The following is a 24,786-nucleotide window of genomic DNA, read 5'->3' on the forward strand; positions in this document are numbered from 1 at the left end:
TTTGCTTACATTTCGCTGTGACCACCGCCTTCCGTCTAAAGGGACGCGCCGCCGCAAATGACCAGGTGCTGGCCCGTGATGACGCCACCGTCGGGGCCCAGCAGGAAAGCCGTCAAGCCGGCGACACATCGCGCCCCATCGACTTCCCGTCGCTAGGCAGTCCGGCCGAACAATGCGGCCAGGTCGATGGTCAACGTCGGGCGAAAGCCCTCTTGCTCGCCTTTCGATTCATAGCCCAGCGGGTTCGAAACGATGCGGCACCCCTCCTGGGTGTAGTCCACGGCATGGTGCAGATGGCCGTGCAGCCACAGGTCGGCCCTGGGAATGAGCTCGTCCAGGCTGTTGCAGAAGCCCGCCGTGCCGGGTGTCAAGCCATAGCGGGGATCGGCGCTGGACAGGGTCGGCGCGAAATGCGTGATCGCGACGGTCGGGCCGTCGAAAGGCGTCGCCAGGGCCGCGTCCAGCCACGCCTGGCAGGCCAGGCCCTGCTCGCGCAGTTCCTCTGCCAGGAACGGACTGCCGCCCCGCGTGGTGCGCGCCTTCTCAAGATAGAAATTCGCGGCCCGGAACGCCTTGCCGCGCTTGTTCAAGACCTGGGTCAAGGTATCGCCGGGCTTGACCAGGGCATCGAAGTCGCTCCATAGCGTAGTGCCGACCATGCGCACGCCGTCGATCACCAGCGTTTCGCGTTCCAGCCATTGGATGCCCAGCGTATCGCACAAGGCGCGCAGCCTTTCGTGGGCGGCGTCGAAATCCTGCGCGTCGTATTCGTGGTTGCCGGGCAGGTACACCACCGGGACCGGCCAGCGATCGCGCGGTGAAAACCGCTCCAGGCCGAAATCGTCGCCGTCGATGCGGGAGCCTTGCTGGTATGAACCTATGTCGCCCGCCAGGATCAACAGATCCGCGTCGGGCGCGGGCGTCGGCGTGAAGTCGGCGTTCGTTTCGAGGTGCAGGTCTGATAACAGTTGGATCTTCATGCGGTTAGGGTACCGCATGCCGATGACCGCCTGCCCGCGGCCCCGACGATGCTCACGCGCGCCGCAACGCGGGCATCCGCAAGCCCCCATGCATGCGCAGCGTCAGGGTCGCCAACAGGACGAGATTCACGATATTCGCCGCCACGCCCAGCATGAACGCCGGATCGTAGCTGCCATACCGATCGTACAGAAAGCCGGCCACCCACCCGCCCGCGGCCATGCCCGAACCGGTCATCAGCAGCATCGACGGCACGCGCCAATAGGCCTCGTGCGGCGGGAAGATTTCGCGCATGGCCAGTACATAGGCGGGAATCAGGGCGCTGAATCCCAGCCCATAGGCGATCGATACGGCGAACAGCCCGAACTGCTGCTGCACGTACAGGTAACCCGACACGGCGATCATCTGCATGAAAGAGCTGATCAGCGCCGTGCGCACGCCCCCTATCCGGTCCGAAACCAGCCCCCAGGCCTGCCGGCTCATGAAGGCCACCGCCAGCAGCGCGGACAGCATGGCCGCGCCTACCGTGGCCGGCAATCCCCGATCGCTGCATAGCGCGACCAGATGGCCTTGCGGCATCGCCATCGGCACGCAGCACAGGAAGCCGGCGGCCGCGAGCATGACGAATACCGTGTTCGGGCGCATGCCCGCCACTTTGCCGGGACGCGCCACCGCCGCCGTGGCGGAGGGCGACGCCGCGGCCGGCGGCGGCCGCAGGAATACCAGGGCCAGGGTCGTCACCAGCGCCGCCTGGATCAGCCCGTAGCCCAGCATAGTGGTCCGCCATCCGAATCTGTCGATGACGGCTTCGAAGATCACCGGCCACACGACGCCCGCGATGTAGTTGCCGCTGGACAGCAGCGCGAGCGCCGAGCCGCGCCGCCGCAGGAACCAATGGCTGATATACACGTACAGCGGCGCGTTCAGGCCGGCCAGGCCCAGCAGGCCGATAAACACGCCATGCCCGACGTACAGCGCCCAGGGTTCCCCCACGGTGGAAATGGCCAGCCCGGTACATACCGACAGCGCGCCGCCGATGACCGTCCAGCGTATGCCGAAACGATGGGCCACCCGGCCCATCAGCACGCCGCCGACCGCCGCGCCCAGCCACGCCAGCGAACCGCCCAGCGCCGGCACGGAACGGGCGCCACCCATATCGGCGGCGATGGTTTTCAAGCCGACGATCGCGATCAAGGGACCGCCGAAGGACATGCCCAGGCAGACCAGCGCCATGGTCGCGACGGTCCAGGACCGGCGCGAATCGAGTATTTCGGCGGTACCGGCGCGACCGTCCGGTCGCGGCTCCCCGTCTTCCCGGGTTCGGGACTCTGCGCGTCCCTGCTGTTTTGTCTCCATGGACGCGACTATAGCAATGCCACCCGCGATACGGGCCAATACCCTGGCCTTCGCCAGGGGCCGGGCCCGGAAATTGCTGCTGCGCGCGCTCAGGCCTGGATGGGCAGAAGAGAAGCCGATCGACTGGCCGCGCGGCGCGGGCTCGGTGATATCCTAGCCGGCCGCCCGATACCCAATAGTCTCGTGTAGTGCTTAGCAACGGAGCAAACAGGTGCCGCAGCAAGACACCCTACCCTCGACGCAGCTGGACCTGGACCGTTGCGCGCAAGAGCCGATAAGAATTCCCGGCGCCATCCAACCCTGCGCGGCGCTATTGTTGCTGGCGCCCGATACGCTGGAAATCATCACCCGGAGCGCCAACACCCAGGCGATGCTGGGCATCGCGTGCGAGGCGGGACAACGCCTGCCGCAGGTGGTCGGGCACGCGCCGGCCATGGAGGAACTGCTCCGCGCCCTGCGCGCCTGGCGCGACGTTAAAGACGGTGTGCTGTCGGCCGCCGTGCACATCGGCGATCGCCACCTGCACGTCTCGGGCGCGCGTACCGCCCAAGGCCTGCTGGTCGAACTGGAACCCGACAGTGCCGAACAGGGCGTCACCCTGGATGCCCTCTATCCCCGGCTACGCATGCTGCTGGACGATATCCAGCCCGCCGGCCGGCCGGAACCCATTCTGCAGCGGGCCGTCGTGGAAGTGCGTCGGCTGACGGGCTTCGACCGCGTGCTGGCCTACCGGTTCGACAGCGACGGCCATGGAACGGTGGTCGCCGAGGACGGCACGGGCGCCCTGCCTTCCTACCTGGGTCATCGTTTTCCTGCCTCGGACATTCCACCGCAGGCACGCGCCTTGTACTGCCAGAACCGCGTCCGGCTGATTCCGGACGCGGACTACCAGCCAGTGCCCCTGGAACCGCCGCTGATAGGCGCCGGACGCGAATCCGTGGACTTGACGGCGGCCAACTGGCGCAGCGTGTCTCCCATCCACCTGGAATACATGCGCAACATGGGCACCGGCTCGTCGATGTCCGTGTCGGTCGTCATCGACGGCCATTTGTGGGGATTGATCTCCTGCCACAGCGCGGGCCCGCACCTGGTCGGACCGCAGGTCCGCGCCGCCTGCGAATTCCTTGGCCGCATCGTCGCCCATCACATCGGCGCGCACGAACGTATTTCGGAACATTCCCACCGCATCGAACTGAAGAAGATAGAGATCGAACTGGTGGAATTGCTGTCCAGCGCCGATACGCTGACCGACGGCTATGCGCAGCGCTCGCCCGCCTGGACCCGCCTGCTGGATGCCCACGGCGCCGCCCTGGTGTGGCAGGACGAAGTGCATACCATGGGCAACACGCCTTCGAAGGCACAGATCCGCAAGATCGCCGAATGGCTGCACGGCAATAACGTAGAGCAGGCCTATCACACGGATCGCCTGCCGTTGGTGTGGCCCGAGGCCGCGCCGTTCGCCGAAGTCGCCAGCGGCCTGGCGGCCGCGTCGATTTCCGGATTGCACACGGCCTACCTGATGTGGTTCCGGCCAGAGGTGATACGGACGGTGCAGTGGCGTGGCGACCCGCGCAAATCCGTCGACCCGGTATCGGGCCGGCTGCACCCGCGCAAGTCGTTCGAGCTGTGGCAGGAAGAACTGCGCGGGCGCTCGATGCCGTGGCGCCAGTCCGAAGTGGACGCGCTGGCCGATTTCCGTACGGTGGTGGTCAACCTGATCCTGAAACGCGCGGAAGAACGCGCCGAGCTTAGCGAGCAGCTACAGCGCAGCAACGTGGAGCTGGAGTCGTTTTCCTATTCGGTGTCGCACGATTTGCGCGCCCCCTTCCGCCACATCGCCGGATTCGCGGAGCTTCTCAAGCAGCGCGAATCCGACCTGGACCCGACATCCACACGCTATATCGAGAACATCATGCGGGCGGCGGTGATGGCCGGCCGGCTGGTGGACGACCTCTTGCGCTTTTCGCACCTTGGGCGCGCCGCGCTGACGGTCTCCGAACTGGATTCGAACAAACTGGTCGCGGAAGTGCGCCAGGCGGTCGAACTGACACTGCCGCACCGGAAAGTGCAGTGGCGCATCGACGATCTGCCGCACGCATGGGGCGACGCGCAATACGTGCGGCAGGTCTGGTACAACCTGCTTGAAAATGCGGTCAAGTATTCCGGCAGCCGCCCCGAATCCATCGTCACGGTCAGCGGTCAAAATTGCGGTACATTCACTCTGTTCAGCGTAGGCGACAACGGCGTGGGTTTCGATATGGCCTACGCGGGAAAACTGTTTGGCGTTTTCCAGCGTTTGCACAGGCTGGAAGACTTCGATGGCACCGGCATCGGCCTGGCCCTGTGCAAGCGCATCGTTGAAAAACACGGCGGCTGGATCAAGGGTGAAGGCATCGTCGACCAAGGCGCGAAGTTCTCTTTCGCGCTGCCCAATCAATGAGTGTGTAGTGCAGTGACAGGTATGAAAGATCTACGGCCTATTCTGCTGGTAGAAGACAATCCGAACGATATCGAACTGACGCTGACCGCGCTCAGGCAGTGCAACATCGCCAACGAGGTCGTCGTGCTGCGCGATGGGGCGGAAGCCCTGGACTACGTGTATCGCCGCGGCGCCCATGCGGCCCGGCCGCCGGGCGAACCCTCGGTCATCCTGCTCGACCTGAAGCTGCCGAAGGTGGACGGACTGGAAGTCCTCGAACGCATCAAATCGGATAACGACCACAAGCAGATCCCCGTCGTGATGCTGACCTCCTCCAAGGAAGAAAAGGACCTGGTCCGCAGCTACCAGTCCGGCGTCAATTCCTTCGTGGTCAAGCCCGTCGAATTCTCGGCCTTCTTCGAGGCGATACGCAATCTGGGCATGTTCTGGGCGATCGTGAACCAGCCCCCTCCGCCACGCCGCCGCGACGGCAAGCCCGCAAACAGCCGGGAACTGCCTTGATCCTGCTGCTGGAGGACAACGCCCTGGACGCCGAATTGATGATGCATCAATTGGCGGACGCGCTCCCCGACATTCCGGCGCGCTGCGTGCATGACAAACGCTCTTACGCCAGTGCCCTGGACGATGGCGATATCTGCCTGGTCATCTCGGATTTCTCCCTGCCCGATATCGATGGCTGGGAAGCCTTGTCCATGGCCATGCACAAGCTGCCTGAAGTGCCGTTCATCTTCGTTTCCGGTGTAATCGGCGAAGACCTGGCCGTCAAGGCCCTGAAGAACGGCGCCACCGACTATGTGCTGAAGCAGCGTCTCGATCGCCTGGGCGGGGCTGCCCGGCGGGCGCTGTCGGAAGCGGAAGACCGCCACGAGCGGCGCCGCGTCGAGAAAGCCCTGCGCGACAGCGAAGCCCGCTTTCGCGCCTTATCCGACTCCGCCCCCGCGCTGATATGGGAAACCGACATCGATGGCAGGGTGATTTTCGTCAATCGCCACTACGAATTCATGTTCGGCATCCCCTGCGACGAAATGCTGGGCCAGGGATGGCTCCGTATCGTCTATCGAGAGGACCTGCCCATACTGATGGCCGCCTTCGATAACGCGGTGGCCAGGCAGCAGGCGCTGCAGATCGAAATCCGCGTGATCGACGCACAGCAACGCCTGCGCTGGCTCGACTGCCGTGGCGTGCCGCGCTTTGACGAGACCGGACGCTTCCAGGGGCTGAGCGGCACCAATGTGGACGTCACCGATGCCAAGCTGGCCCGCGACGAACTCGAAGGCATCGTGCAGTCGCGTACCGCCGAGCTGCTGCGTACCAACGAGCGCCTGCTGCAAGAGATGCGCCAGCGCGCCGACGCCGACGCAGCGCGGGAACAGGCCGAGGAACAGCTGCGGCAACCCCAGAAGATGGAAGCCTTCGGCCAGTTGACCGGCGGCGTTGCCCACGATTTCAACAATTTCCTGACCGTCATCCTTGGCAACCTCGAAACCCTGGAACGCCAGTTGGCGGGTGGCGTGCGTGCAATGGACACCCGGCGCGTCGAAACCGCCCTCAGCCACGCCAAGCAAGGGGCGCAGCGCGCCGCCGCGCTGACCCAGCGCCTGCTCGCCTTCGCGCGCCGCCAGCCCCTGCAGCCGCGCAGCGTCAACGTCAACGATCTCATCGCCGCGACGGCGGAGATGCTGACCCGCATGCTGGGCGAACAGGTGGATCTGCGCAATGACCTTCAGGCGGACATCTGGGCCGCGCATATCGATCCGCACATGCTGGAAAGCGCCCTGCTGAATCTGGCGGTGAACTCGCGCGATGCCATGCCGGACGGCGGGGAAATCGTTATCCAGACCCGCAACACGGTGCTGGACGAACGCACCGCGCAGGTGGATGTGGAGCCTGGCGACTACGTGCGCATCAGCATCTCGGATACCGGTGTCGGCATCCCGGGTGACGTCATAGAGAAGGTGTTCGAGCCCTTCTTCACGACCAAGGACATCGGCGTGGGCACGGGCCTGGGATTGAGCCAGGTGTACGGCTTCGTCAAGCAGTCGGGCGGCTACGTGGGCATAGACAGTACCCTGGGCAAGGGCACGGCCGTCCATATCTACCTGCCCCGCCAGACCGCGACCCAGGTCACCAGCAACGAGAGGCCGCATGACGCCGGCTCGCCGGTGGCGGCGCGCGGCGAAAGCATTCTCGTGGTGGAGGACGACGAGGCCGTGCGCGCGCATTCGGCCGCGGCGCTGCTCGAGCTCGGGTATGCCGTCCACGAAGCGGGCGACGCGGCGGCCGCGCTCCAATGCCTGCGCGAACGCGACGATATCGCACTGTTGTTCACCGACGTGGGCCTGCCCAGGGGAATGAACGGGCGCGACCTCGCGGAAGCGGCGCGCAAGGCCAGGCCGGGGCTGCGGGTGCTATACACATCCGCATACGCGGAAGGCCGCCTCAGCCACGATGGCAGGCTGCCGCCAGGGGTGGCCCTGCTTCCCAAGCCCTTCACTTTCCCCGAACTCGCGCAACGTGTGCGCGAAATCCTGGACGATGCGGTAGACGCAGGTGGCACGAAGGATGCGTCGATGGCGACAGATGCGTCGATCGCGAAGGATGTCTCGATCGCGACGGCCCCGGCGACGGCGGGCGGCGCCTCCCTTGCCATGGCGGCAGACTCCCTCACGGCAACCGCGGGCGACGCTTCCACGACAACCGCCGTCGACACTGCGACCGGTGATGCACGGGTACTGATCGTCGAGGACGACGACCTGGTCCGCGAGTTGACCGCGGATGCGCTGACCGAATATGGCTACCGGGTGGCCGAGGCCGGGACCGCTGCCCAGGCGCTGGCGATCATGAATGGCGACGCATCGGCCGTCGGCGTGGCGATCGTGGATCTCGGCCTGCCCGATATGCCAGGGCAAGAGCTGATACTGCGTCTGGCGCAGCGCCACCCCTGCCTGCCCATCATCGTGGCGAGCGGCTATGGCCAGGTCGAGCTGCCCGGCGACATGCCGGAGCAAGCGCGAGTGTCCTTCATCCAGAAGCCGTACGAACTGGACAGCCTGTTTTCCCTGCTGAAAGAGATGGGCGTCGCGCCCTGACCCGCTGCCTACTGGCCCTGCCGCTTCAACCAATCGGCCAGCGTGTCGAAGGCATCGCAGGCGCCAGCCACGGCTTCGTCGATTTCCCGCTGGCTGCGCAATTCATCGCGCAGGAAAGCCGTGAAGGCCTTCCACAACGTGCCCAGTTCCGGACCGTAGCCCTCCATGTAATGGAACGGCCGGTCGGGCCATGCCTGCTGCAGGCGCTTGGCCATCATGCGACCGCCCAGTTGCGACCCTTCGATGACATACATCACGCCCAAAGCGTAGGCGCGGGATCGCTCGATATCCGGGAGCTGGCCGCAAACAGGCACCGGCGGCACAACCAGGCCGAGGCCGCGTGCCGCTTCGAAATCCTGCTCGATACGGGCTGATTTCCGCTGGCGCAGTTCAGGCAGCAGCGAGGCCGGCCATTCGCGCGCCCACAATGCGGTCTCGACGGGCTCCAGCCAGCCCCGCAGTGCGGCGAGATAAGCCAGATAGTCCCCGTAGCCGGCATCCGCGGAACCGATACGCAAGGCGCTGTCCAGGCGTTCGTGACGCGATTGCGTGGCGAGGCGCAGGCAAGAGTGAACGTCCATGGAAGAAATACCCGGGCTAAGCATCTGTGACATCCCGGCCATGATACCGGACGCCGGAGAACGCCCGGCAAGGCGGATTGACCGATATTGGCATATGCAAGTAAATTCACCGACACACCGCAGACATGCCGGGGTCGCCATCCGGACGGCCCGCAACCCTCGCGGGAGACTCGCATGAAAATACTTGTTGTCGGCGCCGGGGCTATCGGCGGCTATTACGGCGCGCGCCTGCTGCAGGCGGGCGCCGATGTGACGTTCCTGGTGCGGCCGCGCCGGGCCGCGCTACTGGGGGAAACCGGCTTGCGCGTCAAGAGCGGCCTCGGCGATTACGCGGGCCCGGTTCGCACCGTGACCCGCGATGCGGTACGCCCGGACTACGACCTGGTGTTGCTCAGCTGCAAGACCTATGACCTGGACGCAGCCGTCGCCGATATCGCGCCCGCCATGCGCAGTCCGGCGGTTCTTCTGCCCTTCCTGAACGGCATGTCGGTCTATGACGCACTCGACGGCCATTATGGCCGCGACCGCGTGCTCGGCGGCGTGGCCTACATCGCCACCATGCTGGATCCGGACGGCACAATACGGCATTTCGGCAGCAACGATGTGGTGCAGGTCGGCGCCCGTTCACCCTTTGCCCGGGCCATCGCCGAGGACTTTCACGCGCTGATCTCACGCTCGGCCGGCAACCGCGCGATCGCGCCCGACATCGACCAGGCCTTGTGGAACAAATGGGTCATGCTGGCTTCCGGCGCCTCGATGAACTGCCTGATGCGCGGCACGCTGGCCGATATCCTGGCCACTCTCGATGGCCGCGCGCTGATGCGGCAGGCCATGGAAGAATGCAGCGCCGTGGCAGCCGCCGAAGGCCACCCGCTGGGGGATGAGGAGAAGCTGCGCCTGTCGGCGCGGCTGCTGGACGAGACGTCGACATGGGCGGCATCGATGATGCGCGATATCGGCCAGGACATGCGCAGGCTCGAAGCGGACGCCATCGTCGGCGACATGATCGTGCGCGCCGAACGCCATGGCCTGGCGGTGCCGCTGATCCGTGCGTCGTATTGCAACCTGCAGGTGTATGCGCGACAGCATACCGTCGGCGAAGGCGCAACGGCGGCCGCCCGCTGACCGCCGCCGGACGCCCGGATGTGCCCCCCGGGGGGTGGTGCCCGACCATGCAAGGCGGTGCGCCTCGTCCGATGCGACAATGCCGGCATGGCTACGCTTATCTGGTTCCGCACCGATTTACGCACGCAGGATAATCCGGCACTTTCCGCCGCCCTGTCGGAGGGCGCGACGTTCGCGCTGTTCATGCCCGCGCCCGGACAATGGCGGCGCCACGGCGACGCGCCGATCAAAATCGACTTCTGGTCGCGCAATCTGGCCGCGCTGGGGACCGGACTGGCCGCGCTGAACGTCCCGCTGAAATTCAGCGCCGTCCAGGATTGGTCGGAAGCGCCCGCTGCCCTGGCCGACTTTTGCCGCCGCCACGATATCCGTTCGGTGCACACCAACGCCGAATGGGGACTGAACGAGCGGCGCAGGGACCAGGCCGTCGCCGCGTGCCTGGCAGGGGACGGCATCGCGTGGACGCAGCACCATGGGGCCACCCTGCTGCCGCCGGGCACCATCCTGACCGGCAAAGGCGAATGCTACAAAGTCTTCACGCCCTATGCCCGCGTGTGCGGGGAGCGTCTGGCGAGCGCGCCGCCCCGGCCCGCGCCGGCGCCGCGCGCGCAGGGAGCCATGCCCGCGGCAGCGGATGCCTTGCCCGACGCCCGCGCCATGCTGGGCGATGCGGCGCAGCCCACCGACGACCAACGCGCCTTATGGCCCGCCGGCGAGGATGCCGCGCAACGCCGGCTGGACGCCTTTATCGACGCATCGCTCGACGACTACCAGGACAAGCGCGACGTACCGGGCGTGGACGGAACCAGCCGCCTGTCGCCCTATCTCGCGGCCGGGGTGATCTCGCCCGGCGCCTGCCTGCGCGCGGCACTGGCGTCGAACCAGGGCGAAATCGATAGCGGCCGCGCGGGCGCGCGTACCTGGATCACGGAGCTGCTCTGGCGCGAGTTCTATCTGCACCTGCTGGCGGCCCATCCCGCGCTATCGATGCATCGCCCCATGCGGGCGGAAACCGATGCGGTGCCCTGGCGCGACGCGCAACAGGACCTGCGTGCCTGGTGCGAGGGCCGCACGGGTTTCCCCATCATCGACGCGGCGATGCGCCAGTTGGCTGCCATGGGATGGATGCACAACCGTCTGCGCATGATGACCGCCATGTTCCTCAGCAAGAACCTGCTTCTGGACTGGCGCAAAGGGGAAGCGTGGTTCATGTCCCACCTGATCGACGGCGACCTGGCGTCGAACAATGGCGGCTGGCAATGGAGCGCGTCCACGGGAACCGATGCCGTGCCCTACTTTCGCGTATTCAATCCGGAAACGCAGTCGGCCAAGTTCGATCCGGACGGACGCTTCCTGCGTCGTTGGGTGCCCGAACTGGCGGAGCTGGATAACCGCTCCATACACGCGCCGCCCGATGCGCAGCGCCAGGCTTGCGGCTATCCGACCCGTATCGTCGACCTGCGCGAAAGCCGCCTGCGGGCGATCGAGGCCTATGCCGGCGTGTCGCGCGGCGTTACGACGCGGTGAATGACGGCTTGGTCCGGCGCGGCCGTCCCGGCTTGCCCTGCACCGGAATACCCAGGCGCGCGGCGCGCCGGCGCAGGTTGGCGCGGTCCACGCCCAGTTCGCGGGCGGCGGCGCTCCAGTTGTTGCCGTGGCGGGCCAGGCAGGACTCGATCGTGGCTTGCTCCACGGCTTGCAAGGTCTGCTGCAATGGCAGGGCGCCGGGGGCCTGACGCGCCAGGACGGCGGGCAGCGAAGTCCCGAGCGTGGCGGAGAGGGCCGCAGGCAAGCCTGCCCGCGGCGCATCAGGCTGCTCGATATCCATATCGTCCGGCGTAACGGTCAGGATGCGCGGCCGTTCCGCATGCCGGCCCAGCGCCTTCAACACGCCGCGGCTGATCACGTGTTCCAGTTCGCGCACATTGCCCGGCCAGCCATAATGCTGCAGGACGGCGTGCGTTTCAGGCTGCAGGCGCACCGCGCCCAACCCCAGGCGGGCACGGTTCTCTTCCAGGAAGGCCCCGGCCAGCAGCAGTACGTCGCGGCCGCGCTCGCGCAGCGGCGGCACGCGCAGCGGGTAGACGCTGAGCCGATGATAGAAATCCGCGCGCATGCGGCGGGCACGCACTTCCTCGGCCAGGTCGCGGTTGGTGGCGGCAATCAGCCGCACATCGACCTGATGCTCGCGATCGGAACCGACGCGCTGCAACTGGCCGCTCTGCAACACGCGCAGCAGCTTGGCTTGCGCACTGAGCGGCAGTTCTCCCACCTCGTCCAGGAACAGCGTGCCGCCGTGCGCCAGCTCGAACTTGCCGCGCCGGTCCTGGACGGCGCCCGAGAATGCGCCGCGGACATGGCCGAAGAGTTCGCTTTCGATGAGGTTGTCCGGCAAGGCGGCGCAATTGACGCTGATCATCGGTTTGCCCGCCCTGGGCGAGCCCGCGTGCAACGCCTGCGCGATCAATTCCTTGCCCACCCCGGTCTCGCCGGTGATCAGCACCGTAAGCTCGCTGGCGGCGACCATTTCGACGTCCTTCATCAAGCGGCGAAAGGCGCTGCTCTGGCCGGTCAGGCGACGCGATGGCTCGGCGGCCGCCAGGCGGTAGCTTTCCGCCCGCCGCCGTTCGTCCTCGGCGGTGACGGCCAGTTGCTCGATACGGGCCGCCACGGTGACGGTCGCGGCGGCCAGGCCGGCGAAGACGTCCAGCACACCGAGGTCTTCCGCGGAAAACCGCCCTGCCTGCAATGCGTCCAGGGTCAGCAGGCCCCACTTGCGCTGGCCGACCGTGATGACGCATCCCATGCAATCGTGTACGTGCAGCTCGCCGCCCTCCGCCACCAGTCCATCGTACGGATCCGGAAGGCCGCTATCCGGCGGAAAACGCATGGCGCCGTCCGCCGCCAGCAAGGCACGCAGGCGGGGATGCTGGTCCAGCCGGAACCGGCGGCCCATCGCGTCGGGACTAAGGCCCTCCATCGCCAGGGGGATCAGGGCGTCGCCCTCCAGACGCAGCAGGCCGATCGCATCGCACGGCAGCAAAGCGCGCAGCGCGTCCAGCAGCCGGCGATAGCGCTCTGCCGGCACGAGCTCTCGCGCCAGATCGGCCACCAGGGGAATGATGGCGCCAAGCAGGGGATGTTGGGTGCGGGCGGGCATGGGGACGCTGGGGCGGAAATAAGCCGGTCAAGGTGAAGACCGGTGCCGCCAGCATAACGCATCTCCCGGAAATTCCGGGTTCATATGACTCGTATCTATCTTTATAGAGTCTATAAAACTCCTTTATTTAATGCTTATTCCTGACTGGACGAGAGGGCGCCGGGGCGGGCCGCATTGGCATGGATGTTGCATTGCATAAAACAGACTCGCGACCCGCGAGCCGCCGTCCCCGCACCTTCGTGGAAGCCATGAAACGAGGGGCCAAATAAAGGAGTTTCACTGCCATGCTCGATTCGAACCAGCTCGCCATTATCCGCGCCACCGTGCCCCTGCTCGAAACGGGCGGCGAGGCGCTGACCACGCACTTCTACAAGATCATGCTGGACGAATATCCGGAGGTACGGCCGCTATTCAATCAGGCGCACCAGGCCAGCGGCGCGCAGCCGCGAGCCCTGGCCAATGGCGTGCTGATGTACGCGCGCAATATCGATCGCCTCCAGGCCCTGGCGCCGCTGGCGACGCAGATCGTCAACAAGCACGTGTCCTTGCAGGTTTTGCCCGAGCACTATCCCATCGTTGGGACATGCCTGCTGCGGGCCATCCGCGAAGTATTGGGCGCGGACGTCGCCACCGACGAAGTCATCGCCGCCTGGGCCGCCGCCTATCGGCAACTGGCCGACATGCTGATCCAGGCCGAGGCGGCCGCGTATGACGCACGCGAACAGGAAGCGGGAGGCTGGCGGGGCGCGCGGCCCTTCATCGTGACCCGCAAGGCCGCCGAGAGCGCCGAAATCACGTCTTTCTATCTGCGCCCGGCCGATGGCAGCGCCCTGCTCGCCTATCGTCCGGGCCAGTATCTGGGCTTGCGGCTGAACGTCGACGGCCAGGAGATCCGCCGCAATTACTCGCTGTCGCGCGCGCCCGACGGCAGCCAGTACCGCATCAGCGTCAAGCGGGAGCCGGGCGGCGTCGCCTCGAACTTCCTGCACGACCGGATCCGAGAAGGCGATACCCTGGACGTATTTCCGCCCGCGGGGGACTTCGTGCTGCGCGAAGGCGACCGGCCGCTGGCGCTGATCAGCGCCGGCGTGGGTGTGACACCCGTGCTCGCCATGCTGGAAGATGCCTTGCGCGAAGGCGAGCGGCCCGTGCACTTCATCCATTACGCGCGCAACGGGGACGTCCATGCCTTTGGCGACTACGTCGATCAGCTGGCCGCGCGCTATCCGCGGCTGCGTCATTACGTTTGCTACGAAGATGCCGAGGGCGCGGCACGCCAGCCCGATGCCGTGGGCCGGGCCCATGCGGAACAGCTGCGCCAGTGGCTACCCTTCCCCGCCGACCTGGACGCCTACTTCGTCGGTCCCCGGCCTTTCATGTCCTTCATGAAGAAAACGCTGGCGGCGCTGGGGGTGCCGGAATCGCAAAGCCGCTACGAATTCTTCGGTCCGGCCGGCGCGCTGTAGAACGCGGCGCGCCAGCGCCGACGCGCGGGTCATCCGGATGGCCCGCGGCAGCGGACGGGAAGCACGGATCAGCGTTTCTTCGACAAGGCTTTGCGCGGTGGCCGTGGGGTGCGGCCCGCGGCCTTGCCGCGCATGTCCTCCGATGCGCCGGCATGCCACAGCCGAAGCAGCGTGCGGGTCTGCTCGCGTACGGTCTCCTTGACCAGTTCCGCGCGCGCGGAATCGATTTCCTGCCATCCCAGCAGCGAGAGCGCGCCCCGCTTGGCCGTGTGGAATATCAATAATTGTCCGTGCAGCGAGAAGACGCGCACCATGGTCCTTGGGTCGTCGATCGCGGTGCCGGCAATGCGCGCCACCAGCGCCATGCAGACGTCGTTCAGCGGCTTGCGTAAGCGCTCCTGCAGGATGTCGGTGGCGATCGGCGGTTCGTGGCCGGCCTGCTCGCGCGCGAAGAACAGCCGCTGGTCCGGGCCGCACGACGCGCGGAACATGCGATCGGCGATGAGATCCTGGATATGGATGAAAGCGCCGATCAGCGCTTCGGCGTCCGACCAATCGGCCAGGGCGGCGCGAGCCTGCTCCAGCGCCGGCTCGAAAGCGGCGCGCGCGCTATCGGCGATATGTTCGGCGCAGGCGCGATACAGCCCTTCCTTGCTTTCGAAGTAGTACTGCAACGCCGGGGCGTTGACGCCGGCATGCGCGGCGATGTCCCGCGTCGAGGCGCCGCCGAAGCCGGATTCGCCGAAGCGTTCTATGGCTGCCTCGATGATGCGCAGGCGGGTTTCGTCACCCCTTGCATAACCGCTGCCAGCGGGGCGCCGGACGCGCTTTGTGTCGTTCATGCCTGTCTCCCGGAGCGAGTTCCGCGGTCCGTCGTCCGCCGCACGTCATCTGTTCGTCAGGGAAAAATATAACACTTGATAAATTTCTTCCAGGCGATAAAAATATTCCACTTGTTCAAAATTCAACGCGCCCCATGCCCGTATCCGCAGGATCGCCAGATTCCCCGACCGCCCCGCGCGGCACATCAACCGCCGACGCCGCACCCGCACGGCGGCCGCGTACACGCAGCCGCCGCGCCATCCTGCTGGGGGCCGGCGCGCTGGCCATCGCCGCCGCCCTGGCCTGGGGCGCCCACTGGTGGCTGGTGGGACGCTATATCGAAAGCACCGACGACGCCTACCTGCAGGCCGACAGCGTCACCATCGCACCCAAGGTCAGCGGCTATGTGACGCAAGTCTATGTCGCCGACAACCAGGCCGTGCGGGCGGGCGACCCGCTGGTGCGGCTGGATGACCGCCAATACCGCGCGGCCCAGGACCAGGCCCGGGCCACGGTCGATGCGCGCCAGGCCGACATCGAGCGCGCCCAGGCGGAAATCCGCCAGCAGACCGCCAACGTGACGCAGGCCGAGGCACAGGAACGCGTGGCGCGGTTGAACGCCAGCCACGCCGAAGACGAAGTGCGCCGCTACAGGCCGCTGGCCGCCACCGGCGCGGAAACCAGCGAACGGCTTTCCAGCCTGAGCAACCAGCGCGACCAGGCGCGCGCGACGCTGGCGGCGAACGACGCCGCCGTCCAGGCGGCGCGGGCGCAGATCGCCGTCAGCGAGGCACAGATCGCGCAGGCGCGCGCGCAGCTGGAAGCGGCCCAGGCCAGCGCGCGCCAGGCCGATCTGGATCTGCGGGATACGGTGGTGCGCGCCACGCTATCCGGCAATGTGGGCGACCGTACCGTGCGCGTAGGCCAGTATGTGCAACCGGGCACGCGCATGATGACGGTGGTGCCCGTACAGGACATCTACCTGGAAGCGAATTTCAAGGAAACGCAGATCGGCCGCATGCGTCCGGGACAGCCGGTGACGCTGCACATCGATGCCCTGCCCGGCCGGCATCTGGCCGGGGTGGTGGACAGTTTCTCCCCCGGCACGGGCGCCCAGTTCGCCCTGCTGCCGCCGGAGAACGCGACCGGCAATTTCACCAAGATCGTGCAGCGCGTGCCGGTGCGGATCCGGGTGAACGCCGATGCGGACACGCGCAGGCTGCTGGTGCCGGGGCTGTCGGTCACCGCCGACGTCGATACGCGCAATGCCGGGCCGACGCCCAGCCAGGTGGCGGCTCGCCATGGCTGAAGCGCCCTCCGCCTCGGCCACGCCGGCGCGCTCGCCCGCCGCCGAACCGCGCGCCAGCGCGGCCGATTGGATCGCGGTCGCCGGCGGGGCGCTGGGCGCGCTCATGGCGACGCTGGATATTTCCATCACGAACTCCGCCCTGCCGCAGATCCAGGGCTCCATCGGCGCGACCGGCACCGAAGGAACCTGGATTTCGACCGGCTATCTGATGTCGGAGATCGTCATGATCCCGCTGGCGGCCTGGCTGACGCGCGTCTTCGGGCTGCGCAACTTCCTGCTGGGCAATGCCCTGCTGTTCGCCCTGTTTTCCGTGATGTGCGGTCTTTCGCACAGCCTGCCGCAAATGATCGCCGGCCGTATCGGCCAGGGTTTCACCGGCGGCGCGATGATTCCCACCGCGCAGACCATCATCCGCACACGCTTGCCGCGGGCCCAGATGCCCATCGGCATGACGATGTTCGGCCTGATCGTGCTGCTCGGGCCGCTGCTGGGACCCGTGGTCGGCGGCTGGCTGGCCGAGAACGTCAGCTGGACCTGGTGCTTCCTGGTCAACCTGCCGGTTTGCGCGGCGCTGGTGGCTCTGCTGTTGGGCGGCCTACCGGCGGAACCGCCACGCTGGCCTGAATTCCTCAAGGCGGACTGGCTGGGCATCGTCGGCCTGGCCATCGGCTTGAGCAGCCTGACGGTGGTGCTGGAGGAAGGCCAGCGCGAACGCTGGTTCGATTCCACGATGATCGTCACGCTGACCTTTGTGACGCTGGCCGGCTTCGTGTTGATCGCCGTTTCGCAGTTGACCGCGTCCAGGCCCATCCTGCGCCTGAGCCTGCTGCGCAATCCGCGCTATGCCAGCGTCATTCTCATTGTCGTGGCCGTGGGCGCCGGCCTGTATGGTGTTTCCTACCTGGTGCCGCAGTTCCTCAGCCTGATCGCGGGCTACAACGCCCAGCAATCCGGCGCGGTGATGCTGGTGGCCGGGCTGCCCTCCTTCCTGATGATGCCGCTGTTGCCGCGGCTGCTGGGCAAAGTGGACTTTCGCGTCCTGGTCATCGGCGGCCTGCTGATGTTCGCGGGCAGTTGCCTGCTGGACGTCGGCTTGACGGCGCAAAGCGTGGGGCATGACTTCTACGGTTCGCAATTCCTGCGCGGGATCGGCCAGATACTGGCCATGATGCCGCTGAACCAGGCATCGATGGCCGCCGTATCGCGCGAGGAATCCGGCGATGCGGCGGGGCTGTACAACATGGCGCGCAACCTCGGCGGCTCGGTCGGACTGTCGCTGATCGGCATCGTGATCGACCGGCGCAATACCTTCCACGACCATATCCTGCGCGAATCCCTGACCGCCAATTCGGTGCTGGGCCAGGATCGTATCGCCGCGAATACGGCCAACTGGTTCTCGCAGACCGGCGACATGGCGTATGCGCATATGCGGGCGCTCGGCCAATTGGCCGCGCAGATCCAGCAGCAGGCCGCCGTGATGACCTATTCCGAGACCTTTTACCTGCTGGCGCTGGCCCTGCTCGCCTGCGTGCCGCTGGCACTGCTGCTGCGCACGCCGCGCGGTACCGGCACGCCCGGCGCCGGCCATTGAATGCCTATGTCACAGAGCAATCCCATGCCTTCCCTCCCGCCTGCGGCGAGTATCTTGCCCGCGAGCCCGACGATACGTTTCGCGGGCCGCGGCCGCCCGCTGCGCGCCGCGGCGATCGTCCTGGCCGGCGGCCTGGCGCTGTCGGCCTGCACGGTGGGCCCGGACTATCGCGGCGCCCCCGATGTCGCGCCGAATGCGGCAAGGCAAGCGGATTTCGTACGCACGCCGCGCGACGCCGTCACCACCGGGCACGCGATCAGCAAGTGGTGGCTGGCGCTGAACGACCCGCAACTGGACACCCTGATCGACCAGGCGCTGGCGCACAACCCCGACGTGCATGCCGCGCAGGCGCGGCTGCGTGCGTCCCGCGCGCAATTGCAGCAAACCACGGCCAGTGGCATGCCGACCGTGGATGCCCTGGGCGCCGCGGTACGTACGCGCTCGCCCGATCTATCGGCCTTGAGCCAGGGCAGCCAGGACGGCGGCGGCGGTCCGTCGGGCCGAGGCCCCGTGCAGTTCTACACCGCGGGCTTCGACGCCTCCTGGGAACTGGATTTGTTCGGCGGCACGCGGCGCGCGGTGGAGGCCGCGTCCGCCGAGGCCGACGCGGTACGGGCGGACCTCGCGGACACGCAGGTGTCGTTGGCGGCCGAGGTCGCGCAAGCCTACGTCAGCCTGCGCGACGAACAGCAAAGGCTGGGCCTGGCCCGGCGCTCGGCCGAGTTGCAGCAACGCATGCTGGACCTGACCGAACAACGCCGCGCGCGTGGGACGGCGGCCGACGTGGACGTCGACCGGCTATCCACGCAGGTCTCGACGACACGCGCGACGCTGGTGCCGCTGGAGGCGCAGATCGATGAATCGCTGGACAGGCTGGCGGTGCTGACAGGCCGCGAACCCGGCGCGCTGGACCAGGCGCTGGGCGCCCATGCCCCACTGCCCGCGCTTCCAGGGCAAGTCACGATCAGCGACCCCGCCGCGATGCTGCGGCAACGCCCCGATATCCGCGCCGCGGAACGCCGGCTGGCATCGGCCAATGCCCAGATCGGCGAGCACACGGCGGATCTCTTTCCCAAGGTCACGCTGTTCGGCGACATCAGTTTCAGTGCCTCCTCGCCGGGACACCTGACCCGCAAGGAGAACTTCAGCTGGCTGGGCGTGCCCTATCTGCAGTGGAATATCCTGGATTTCGGGCGGACGCGCGGCGCCATCGACGCGGCCGAAGCGACGCGCGACGAGGCACGGGCGAAGTACGCGCACACGGTGCTGGCTGCCTTGCAGGATGCCAACACGGCCCTGTCCCGCTACGGCCACCAGCGCGAGCACCTGGTGCGGCTGCGCCAGGTGCGGGACTATGCCGAGCGCTCCGCCGGGCTGACCCGGCAGCGCTACAGCGCGGGCGTCGCCACGCTGATCGATCTGCTCGACACCCAACGCAGCGAATTCGCCGCGCAGCAGGATGTGGTGGCGGCCCAGGCAGAGCTGCTGCAGGACTTCGTATCGCTGCAAAAGAGCCTGGGCTTGGGGTGGCAGGCCGGTTGATCCCTACCAGGTACGCTGGCTGATGCGCGCCTGGACGATGTCCTCGAAAGCGAAGATGCCGCCTTTCCTCTACGATGCCCATGCCGGCGGGACACAGACGCCGCACCCGCCGCTGAGGATAAGCATGGCCGATGGATGCCATGATGAATGCCATTCGGGAAAAGCATGGATAGTCTGGAAGTACGACCGAAGCGGGATGCGATGAGGCCGCCCGCCACCGCCACCCGACGGCGCCCGCGCCAGGATGCGGCGCGAACACCCCGTCGCATGATGGGCTCCCGCCTGGCCTCGGCTGGCGCGGCGATCGGCGCGCTTCTGATACTGGCCGGCTGCGCGACCAAGCGGCCGGAACCGGCGCAACGCAATCCCGACCGCATACGCGCCGACGTCATCCGGCGCCTGCCGGCCGGCGTCGGCGATGCGGCGGGCTGGGCACGCGACATCCAGGTCGCCGTCACCTCCCAGGACATCCCGGCCACTCCCGCCAACCTGTGCGCGGTCATCGCGATCATCGGGCAGGAATCCAGCTTTCGCGCCGATCCCGCCGTGCCCGGGCTGCCGAAGGTGGCCCGCGACGAAATCAACCGCCGCGCGGCCTCCATGCACGTGCCCGGCATACTGGTCGACGCGGCCCTGGGCATCAAGTCGCCCAACGGCAAAACCTACAGCCAGCGACTGGACAGCGTCCGCACCGAGCGTGATCTCAGCGACATGTACGAGGATTTCATCGGCATGGTGCCGATGGGACGCCAGCTGTTCGGTGGGCTGAATCCTGTCCATACCGCCGGCCCCATGCAGGTCAGCATCAATTTCGCCGAGGCGCACGCGGGTGGGTATCCGTATTCCCTGCACCAGGGCATACGCAAGGAAGTCTTCAGCCGCCGAGGCGGCATTTATTTCGGCACGCTGCACTTGCTGGGCTATCCGGCGCATTACGACGCCCTGCTATACCGCTTCGCGGACTACAACGCCGGCTGGTATGCCAGCCGCAATGCCGCTTTCCAGAACGCGGTCAGCCGCGCCACAGGCATTCCCCTGGCGCTGGACGGCGACGTGCTGCGGGAAAATTCCATCGAGCCCGGCGAAACCGAGCGTGCGCTGCGCGCGCTGCGTTCGCGCCTGGACATGAGCGACGATGCGATCCGGCGCGACCTGCGCGCCGGCGGCCGTCTCGATTTCGAGGATACCCTGCTCTATCGGCGCGTCTTCGATATCGCGGACAAGGCAGCCGGCGCCAGACTGCCGCGCGCCGTGCTGCCCCGCATCACCCTGCAAAGCCCGAAGATCACCCGCAAGCTCACCACCGCCTGGTTCGCCGAACGGGTCGACACGCGATGGAAGCAATGCATGGAGCGCGATGGTTGACGATTGCGGAGCGGGAGCGCCGGCTACCTCGTATTGAACGCCACGGCCGCCTTGATAAGCGCCTTCAAGGCTTCCTCATCCAGCTCATCGCCTTCGTGCATGTCGATGGCGCGCCGGGTATTACCGTCCAGGCTGGAATTGAACAGTCCCGTGGGATCGTCCAGCGATGCCCCTTTGGCGAACGTCATTTTGACAACGCTCTTGTAGGTCTCACCGGTGCAGATGATGCCGCCGTGCGACCACACCGGCACGCCCCGCCATTTCCATTCCTCCACCATCTGGGGATCTGCTTTCCGGATCACATTGCGAACGCGCGCGAGCATCGCACCGCGCCAGTCCGCGAGTTCCGCGATCCGGGCATCGATCAGCCGTGCTGCGTCGGAGGCGCCGCCTGCCTTATCGCCTGTTTTCATATCGCTCCCCTCCATCTCATGCCACCGGCATGGGCGGCCAGGCGGGGGGCTCCACGCCGAACTGCCTGGCGTATTCGGCATTCAGCCGCTGCCAGCCGGCGAACTTCATCGCATCAGGCCCCACCATTCGGCCGATGGGCCGGTCGGCGAGGAAGCGGTCCAGCACATCCAGGCAGATGTGCCATCCGGCCGCGCCCATGGAGATGAAGCCACGGTCGATGTTGTGCCAAAGCGTGAGACGGGTGCCACCGTCGTCCAGGGCTTCCAGTTCCCAGCGCATATCGTTGTCGCCCCAACTGTATTCCAGGAGCCTGGGCGCATCGGCGCGCTTGATCCGCGTTTCGCTGATGTGCGGCGTGGGCGTGCCCACGGTCGAAAGTTTCGCGGTGCCTACGACGCCCAGGCTGCGGTCGGAGTCGAACGGCGCCCACGCGCGCAGGTGGTCCGGTTCGGTGATTGCCCTCCAGACTTTCTCTGGGGGATGGCGCAAGTCGCGAACGACAACGAGTATCCACTTTTCCCCGTCTTTATGGATTTCCGCACCGCCGGCGGGACCGGGCTCATAGGATTCACGGCTGCTCATGGTTTTTCCTTTGGCAAAGAGGGCTATTCAATAGGTGTCGCGCCGCACGGGGCGCCCTGCCCGGCCGGCGATGGCATCTATTCCATCCTGTCCAGATGCTGCTCCAAGGCATCCAGCTGCCGGGACCAGTAGCGCCGGAACGGCGCGAGCCATGCATCCAGTTCCATCAGGGGCTCCGGCCGCAATCGATACAGCCGCCGCTGTGCCTCGATGCGCGATTCCACGAACCCGGCATCGCGCAGCACGCGCAGGTGCTTGGACACGGAAGGCTGCGACAAGCGAAGCTCGCGCTCGATGTCGCCAACGGAGCGTTCCGAGGACAACAGCAGACCGAGGATGGCGCGTCTATTGGGCTCGGCGACGATAGAGAAAGTGGATTCCATGGCAGATATATAACCTTCTATTTATATTACCGTCAAGGAATATTATGAGCACAGGCGGTCGGCCGCGCAACGCCCAGATAACGCCGGCACACCCCGGCCGGACGCCCCGCGCGGCCTCTCGCATCGCCCGCAAATGCACGAAACCCAGCGTGTATCATGGTTGACCCATATCGTCGCGCCCCCAGTTCCACGATGCACGTGCCCTCCTCCAGCCTGCCGCAGGAAGACTCGCCGGCCTATTGGCGCGAACAGGAAATGCTGCTCCTGCAACAGGTCATGGCCTTGGTGGGCAAAGGGCTTTCGCCTGACATCGTCCTGCGCGAGACCCTGCATCTGATGTCGGAATTGCTCGGCCTGAACCGGGGCCGGGTCGTCCTCCTTGAAGACCACGGAGAGATCTGCAGGATCCGCCACGCCTACGGCCTGACGAACGAAGAGATGGCGCGCGGGGTCTACCAGCCGGGCGAAGGCGTGACCGGCCATGTGATGGCGCATGGCCAGTTGGTGATCGTGCAGGACATCGACCGCGACGAGAATTTCCTCGCCCGCGCCGTCAAGCGCGAACAGCTGCCGACCGGCCCGGTTTCCTTCATCGCTTTGCCCATCACCATCCAGAATCGCACAGTCGGCGTGCTGGCATGCCACCGCATCCGAATGCGGAACCGCTCGCTCGCCAGCGACATTTCCATCCTGCGCATCCTGGCGACGCTGACCGGCCACCTGCTGCAATTGCAGGCCATGCTCGAAGCGAAGACCCGCGCGCTGCAGGAGCAGAACCAGATCCTTATCCACGCGCTGGAACACGACAGCGCGCGCTATGGAATCATCGGCACTTCGCCGGCGCTGCTGCGGGCGATCTCCGAACTGGAACGCGTCTCTGAGGCCACCGCCAGCGTGCTGCTGCTCGGTGAATCCGGGACCGGCAAAGAACTCTTCGCACGTGCCCTGCACCTCGCCAGCCGGCGCAGCGACCGTCCCTTCATCAAGGTCAACTGCGCGGCGATTCCCGATACGCTGTTCGAATCCGAATTATTCGGCTACGAGCGCGGAGCGTTCACCGGCGCGAGCCAGAGCCGCGAAGGACTGTTCGAGCAGGCGAGCACCGGCACCATATTCCTGGATGAAATCGGCGAACTGCCCTTGACCATGCAGGGCAAACTGCTGCGCACCCTGCAGGAAGGCACCATCACTCGTTTGGGAGGCAAGCGCGAACTCCGGGTCGACGTGCGGCTGGTCGCGGCCACCAATCGCGCGCTCGAAGCAGAAGTCGCCCGCGGCCGATTTCGCCAGGACCTGTTCTACCGGCTCAACGTCATTCCCATTCGCCTGCCATCGCTGGCCGAGCGCAAGGGCGATATCCGGCCGCTGGCGCTGCACTTCCTCAACCGCTTCAACCAGGCCAACCAGCGCAACGTTTATCTGTCGCCGCAGGCCTGCGCACGGCTGGAAGCCCATGACTGGCCCGGCAATATCCGGGAGCTGTCGAACTTCATCGAACGGCTGGTCCTGCTGGCGGAAAAGCCGATCATCGAGTCGGACGACATCGAGCGCTTCATGCCGCTGGCGCGGACCAGCGACGAACCGCCATCCACGCCCGCCGATCCGCAATCCTGGGAGCCCTACGCGCGTCCTTATCTGTCCAACGCTTCGCATACCGCACAGCAGTTGGTCGACGCCGTGCGCAAGGCCGGCGGCAACAAGTCGCGCGCCGCGCAAATGCTCGGCCTGACGGCCCGCCAGTTCGCCTACCGCTGGCAGAAGCACTTTCCTTCGCCACCATCGGGAAACTGACTGTCTCCTGACCGACAATGTCGACATTGTTGACAATGGCGACATTTAAATCGACATCCATCCCGCTCAGGTTTGCTGCAGATGCGTCCATCCGCGAACAAATATCCATAAAAATCAATAGTCTGAAGAAATTCTCAAAAGTTGGCACGGTCATTGCATTGATGCATTGCAGCGCCATCGCATCCGATCGGAGCGAGCGCGATCCTGGCATCCATCGCCAGGCCCGCCAACAGGAGAATTGCTTTGACCACCGAAACCGCGTCCACCTATCTGCGTCCCATCGACCGCGAGGGCCTGCTCAAATTCGCGGCGGCCGGCCGCGAGAACCCCGCGCGCCGCGGCATGAACAAGGTCCACACGGTCATGCAGGGGCAGTTCCGTTCGTGGAGCTATGTCGGCGATCACAACCCCGTGGTGGTCGACGAGCCGGTACATCTGTTCGGTGAGAACACCGTGCCCGCGCCCGGCGAAATCGCCTTGTCCGCGCTGGGCGGGTGCCTGAGCGTCGGCATCACCGCCGTGGCGACCTACCGAAACGTCCGCCTTTCGCGCCTGGAAGTGTTCCTGGAAGCGGATATCGGCAACACGGCGGCCTGGGGCGCCGGCGGCGCACAGCGCGAGCCGGCCGAGATGGGCTTCCAGGAAATCCGCGTCAAGGTGCTCATCGAAGGCGATGCCCCGCGCGAGGAACTGGACGATATCGTCAAGCACGCCAACTACTTCTCGCCCGTGGCCAACACCATGCGCAACCCCGTGCCGTTCCGCATCTCGCTCGCGGATTGAGCGGGCGCC

The 24,786-nt window shown here is 66.4% G+C and carries 20 protein-coding genes; 12 read left to right on the plus strand and 8 right to left on the minus strand.

Annotation, left to right across the window (positions count from 1 at the left end):
• Nucleotides 1-152 precede the first annotated feature (152 nt).
• Entirely contained in the window at nucleotides 153-980 is an 828-nt protein-coding gene (locus ACO1P8_RS17940; RefSeq protein ID WP_486297243.1) for a metallophosphoesterase, read from the minus strand.
• 52 nt (nucleotides 981-1,032) lie between these two features.
• Nucleotides 1,033-2,211: an MFS transporter gene (locus tag ACO1P8_RS17945; RefSeq protein WP_486297244.1), complete on the minus strand. Its 1,179-nt coding sequence runs from the start codon at nucleotides 2,209-2,211 to the stop codon at nucleotides 1,033-1,035.
• A 334-nt stretch (nucleotides 2,212-2,545) separates the two neighbouring features.
• Between ACO1P8_RS17945 and ACO1P8_RS17950 the strand changes: the two genes are divergently transcribed.
• From ACO1P8_RS17950 to ACO1P8_RS17960, 3 genes are read left to right on the plus strand one after another with little or no spacing between them, the layout of a single operon-like run.
• The gene (locus ACO1P8_RS17950) at nucleotides 2,546-4,774 is read left to right on the plus strand and encodes an ATP-binding protein (RefSeq protein ID WP_486297245.1); all 2,229 of its coding nucleotides are present in this window, start codon (nucleotides 2,546-2,548) and stop codon (nucleotides 4,772-4,774) included.
• Between the two features lie 21 nt (nucleotides 4,775-4,795).
• Complete coding sequence (locus ACO1P8_RS17955; RefSeq protein ID WP_486297246.1) at nucleotides 4,796-5,275, plus strand: response regulator; 480 nt, start codon at nucleotides 4,796-4,798, stop codon at nucleotides 5,273-5,275.
• Nucleotides 5,272-7,863 (plus strand): hybrid sensor histidine kinase/response regulator, encoded by a 2,592-nt coding sequence (locus ACO1P8_RS17960; RefSeq protein ID WP_486297247.1) that lies wholly within the window; start codon nucleotides 5,272-5,274, stop codon nucleotides 7,861-7,863. The genes ACO1P8_RS17955 and ACO1P8_RS17960 overlap by 4 nt, the downstream gene beginning before the upstream one ends.
• Nucleotides 7,864-7,871: 8 nt before the next feature.
• Here the strand turns inward: ACO1P8_RS17960 and ACO1P8_RS17965 are convergent, their stop codons facing one another.
• Nucleotides 7,872-8,444: a biliverdin-producing heme oxygenase gene (locus ACO1P8_RS17965; RefSeq protein ID WP_486297248.1), complete on the minus strand. Its 573-nt coding sequence runs from the start codon at nucleotides 8,442-8,444 to the stop codon at nucleotides 7,872-7,874.
• A gap of 174 nt (nucleotides 8,445-8,618) precedes the next feature.
• Between ACO1P8_RS17965 and ACO1P8_RS17970 the strand changes: the two genes are divergently transcribed.
• Nucleotides 8,619-9,569, plus strand: coding sequence for a 2-dehydropantoate 2-reductase (locus ACO1P8_RS17970; protein ID WP_486297249.1), 951 nt, complete (start codon nucleotides 8,619-8,621; stop codon nucleotides 9,567-9,569).
• Nucleotides 9,570-9,656: 87 nt separating this feature from the next.
• Complete coding sequence (gene phrB / locus ACO1P8_RS17975) at nucleotides 9,657-11,096, plus strand: deoxyribodipyrimidine photo-lyase (RefSeq protein ID WP_486297250.1); 1,440 nt, start codon at nucleotides 9,657-9,659, stop codon at nucleotides 11,094-11,096.
• Here phrB and norR read toward each other — a convergent pair.
• Nucleotides 11,083-12,729 carry a nitric oxide reductase transcriptional regulator NorR gene (gene norR, locus ACO1P8_RS17980; RefSeq protein ID WP_486297251.1) on the minus strand — a complete coding sequence of 549 codons (1,647 nt, stop codon included), beginning with the start codon at nucleotides 12,727-12,729 and terminating at the stop codon, nucleotides 11,083-11,085. The genes phrB and norR overlap by 14 nt on opposite strands.
• Before the next feature lie 284 nt (nucleotides 12,730-13,013).
• On the opposite strand from norR, the gene hmpA reads away from it, so the two are divergent.
• Nucleotides 13,014-14,195 carry an NO-inducible flavohemoprotein gene (gene hmpA, locus ACO1P8_RS17985; protein ID WP_486297252.1) on the plus strand — a complete coding sequence of 394 codons (1,182 nt, stop codon included), beginning with the start codon at nucleotides 13,014-13,016 and terminating at the stop codon, nucleotides 14,193-14,195.
• A gap of 68 nt (nucleotides 14,196-14,263) precedes the next feature.
• On the opposite strand, the gene ACO1P8_RS17990 is transcribed toward hmpA, so the two are convergent.
• Nucleotides 14,264-15,037: a CerR family C-terminal domain-containing protein gene (locus tag ACO1P8_RS17990; RefSeq protein ID WP_486297253.1), complete on the minus strand. Its 774-nt coding sequence runs from the start codon at nucleotides 15,035-15,037 to the stop codon at nucleotides 14,264-14,266.
• Nucleotides 15,038-15,171: 134 nt separating this feature from the next.
• On the opposite strand from ACO1P8_RS17990, the gene ACO1P8_RS17995 reads away from it, so the two are divergent.
• From ACO1P8_RS17995 to ACO1P8_RS18010, 4 genes are all read left to right on the plus strand, one after another.
• The gene (locus ACO1P8_RS17995; RefSeq protein ID WP_486297254.1) at nucleotides 15,172-16,326 is read left to right on the plus strand and encodes an HlyD family secretion protein; all 1,155 of its coding nucleotides are present in this window, start codon (nucleotides 15,172-15,174) and stop codon (nucleotides 16,324-16,326) included.
• The gene (locus tag ACO1P8_RS18000; protein WP_486297255.1) at nucleotides 16,319-17,917 is read left to right on the plus strand and encodes an MDR family MFS transporter; all 1,599 of its coding nucleotides are present in this window, start codon (nucleotides 16,319-16,321) and stop codon (nucleotides 17,915-17,917) included. The genes ACO1P8_RS17995 and ACO1P8_RS18000 overlap by 8 nt, the downstream gene beginning before the upstream one ends.
• A 54-nt stretch (nucleotides 17,918-17,971) precedes the next feature.
• Nucleotides 17,972-19,459, plus strand: coding sequence for an efflux transporter outer membrane subunit (locus tag ACO1P8_RS18005; protein WP_486297256.1), 1,488 nt, complete (start codon nucleotides 17,972-17,974; stop codon nucleotides 19,457-19,459).
• Between the two features lie 267 nt (nucleotides 19,460-19,726).
• Nucleotides 19,727-20,824, plus strand: coding sequence for a DUF1615 domain-containing protein (locus ACO1P8_RS18010; RefSeq protein WP_486297257.1), 1,098 nt, complete (start codon nucleotides 19,727-19,729; stop codon nucleotides 20,822-20,824).
• A gap of 23 nt (nucleotides 20,825-20,847) precedes the next feature.
• Here the strand turns inward: ACO1P8_RS18010 and ACO1P8_RS18015 are convergent, their stop codons facing one another.
• From ACO1P8_RS18015 to ACO1P8_RS18025, 3 genes are all read right to left on the minus strand, one after another.
• The gene (locus ACO1P8_RS18015) at nucleotides 20,848-21,237 is read right to left on the minus strand and encodes a DUF1801 domain-containing protein (protein WP_486297258.1); all 390 of its coding nucleotides are present in this window, start codon (nucleotides 21,235-21,237) and stop codon (nucleotides 20,848-20,850) included.
• A gap of 16 nt (nucleotides 21,238-21,253) precedes the next feature.
• Nucleotides 21,254-21,820, minus strand: a complete 567-nt coding sequence (locus tag ACO1P8_RS18020) for an SRPBCC family protein (RefSeq protein ID WP_486297259.1) — start codon at nucleotides 21,818-21,820, stop codon at nucleotides 21,254-21,256.
• A gap of 77 nt (nucleotides 21,821-21,897) precedes the next feature.
• On the minus strand, nucleotides 21,898-22,203 hold the full coding sequence (locus ACO1P8_RS18025; RefSeq protein ID WP_486297260.1) for an ArsR/SmtB family transcription factor: 306 nt from the start codon (nucleotides 22,201-22,203) through the stop codon (nucleotides 21,898-21,900).
• A 192-nt stretch (nucleotides 22,204-22,395) separates the two neighbouring features.
• Between ACO1P8_RS18025 and ACO1P8_RS18030 the strand changes: the two genes are divergently transcribed.
• Together ACO1P8_RS18030 and ACO1P8_RS18035 are read left to right on the plus strand one after the other, a co-directional pair.
• A complete protein-coding gene (locus tag ACO1P8_RS18030; RefSeq protein WP_486297261.1) occupies nucleotides 22,396-23,994 on the plus strand; it encodes a sigma-54-dependent Fis family transcriptional regulator in 1,599 nt (532 codons plus the stop codon).
• A 243-nt stretch (nucleotides 23,995-24,237) separates the two neighbouring features.
• Nucleotides 24,238-24,777: an OsmC family protein gene (locus ACO1P8_RS18035; protein WP_486297262.1), complete on the plus strand. Its 540-nt coding sequence runs from the start codon at nucleotides 24,238-24,240 to the stop codon at nucleotides 24,775-24,777.
• Nucleotides 24,778-24,786: the final 9 nt, after the last annotated feature.

The sequence above is a fragment of the Bordetella sp. genome (genome assembly GCF_057362025.1).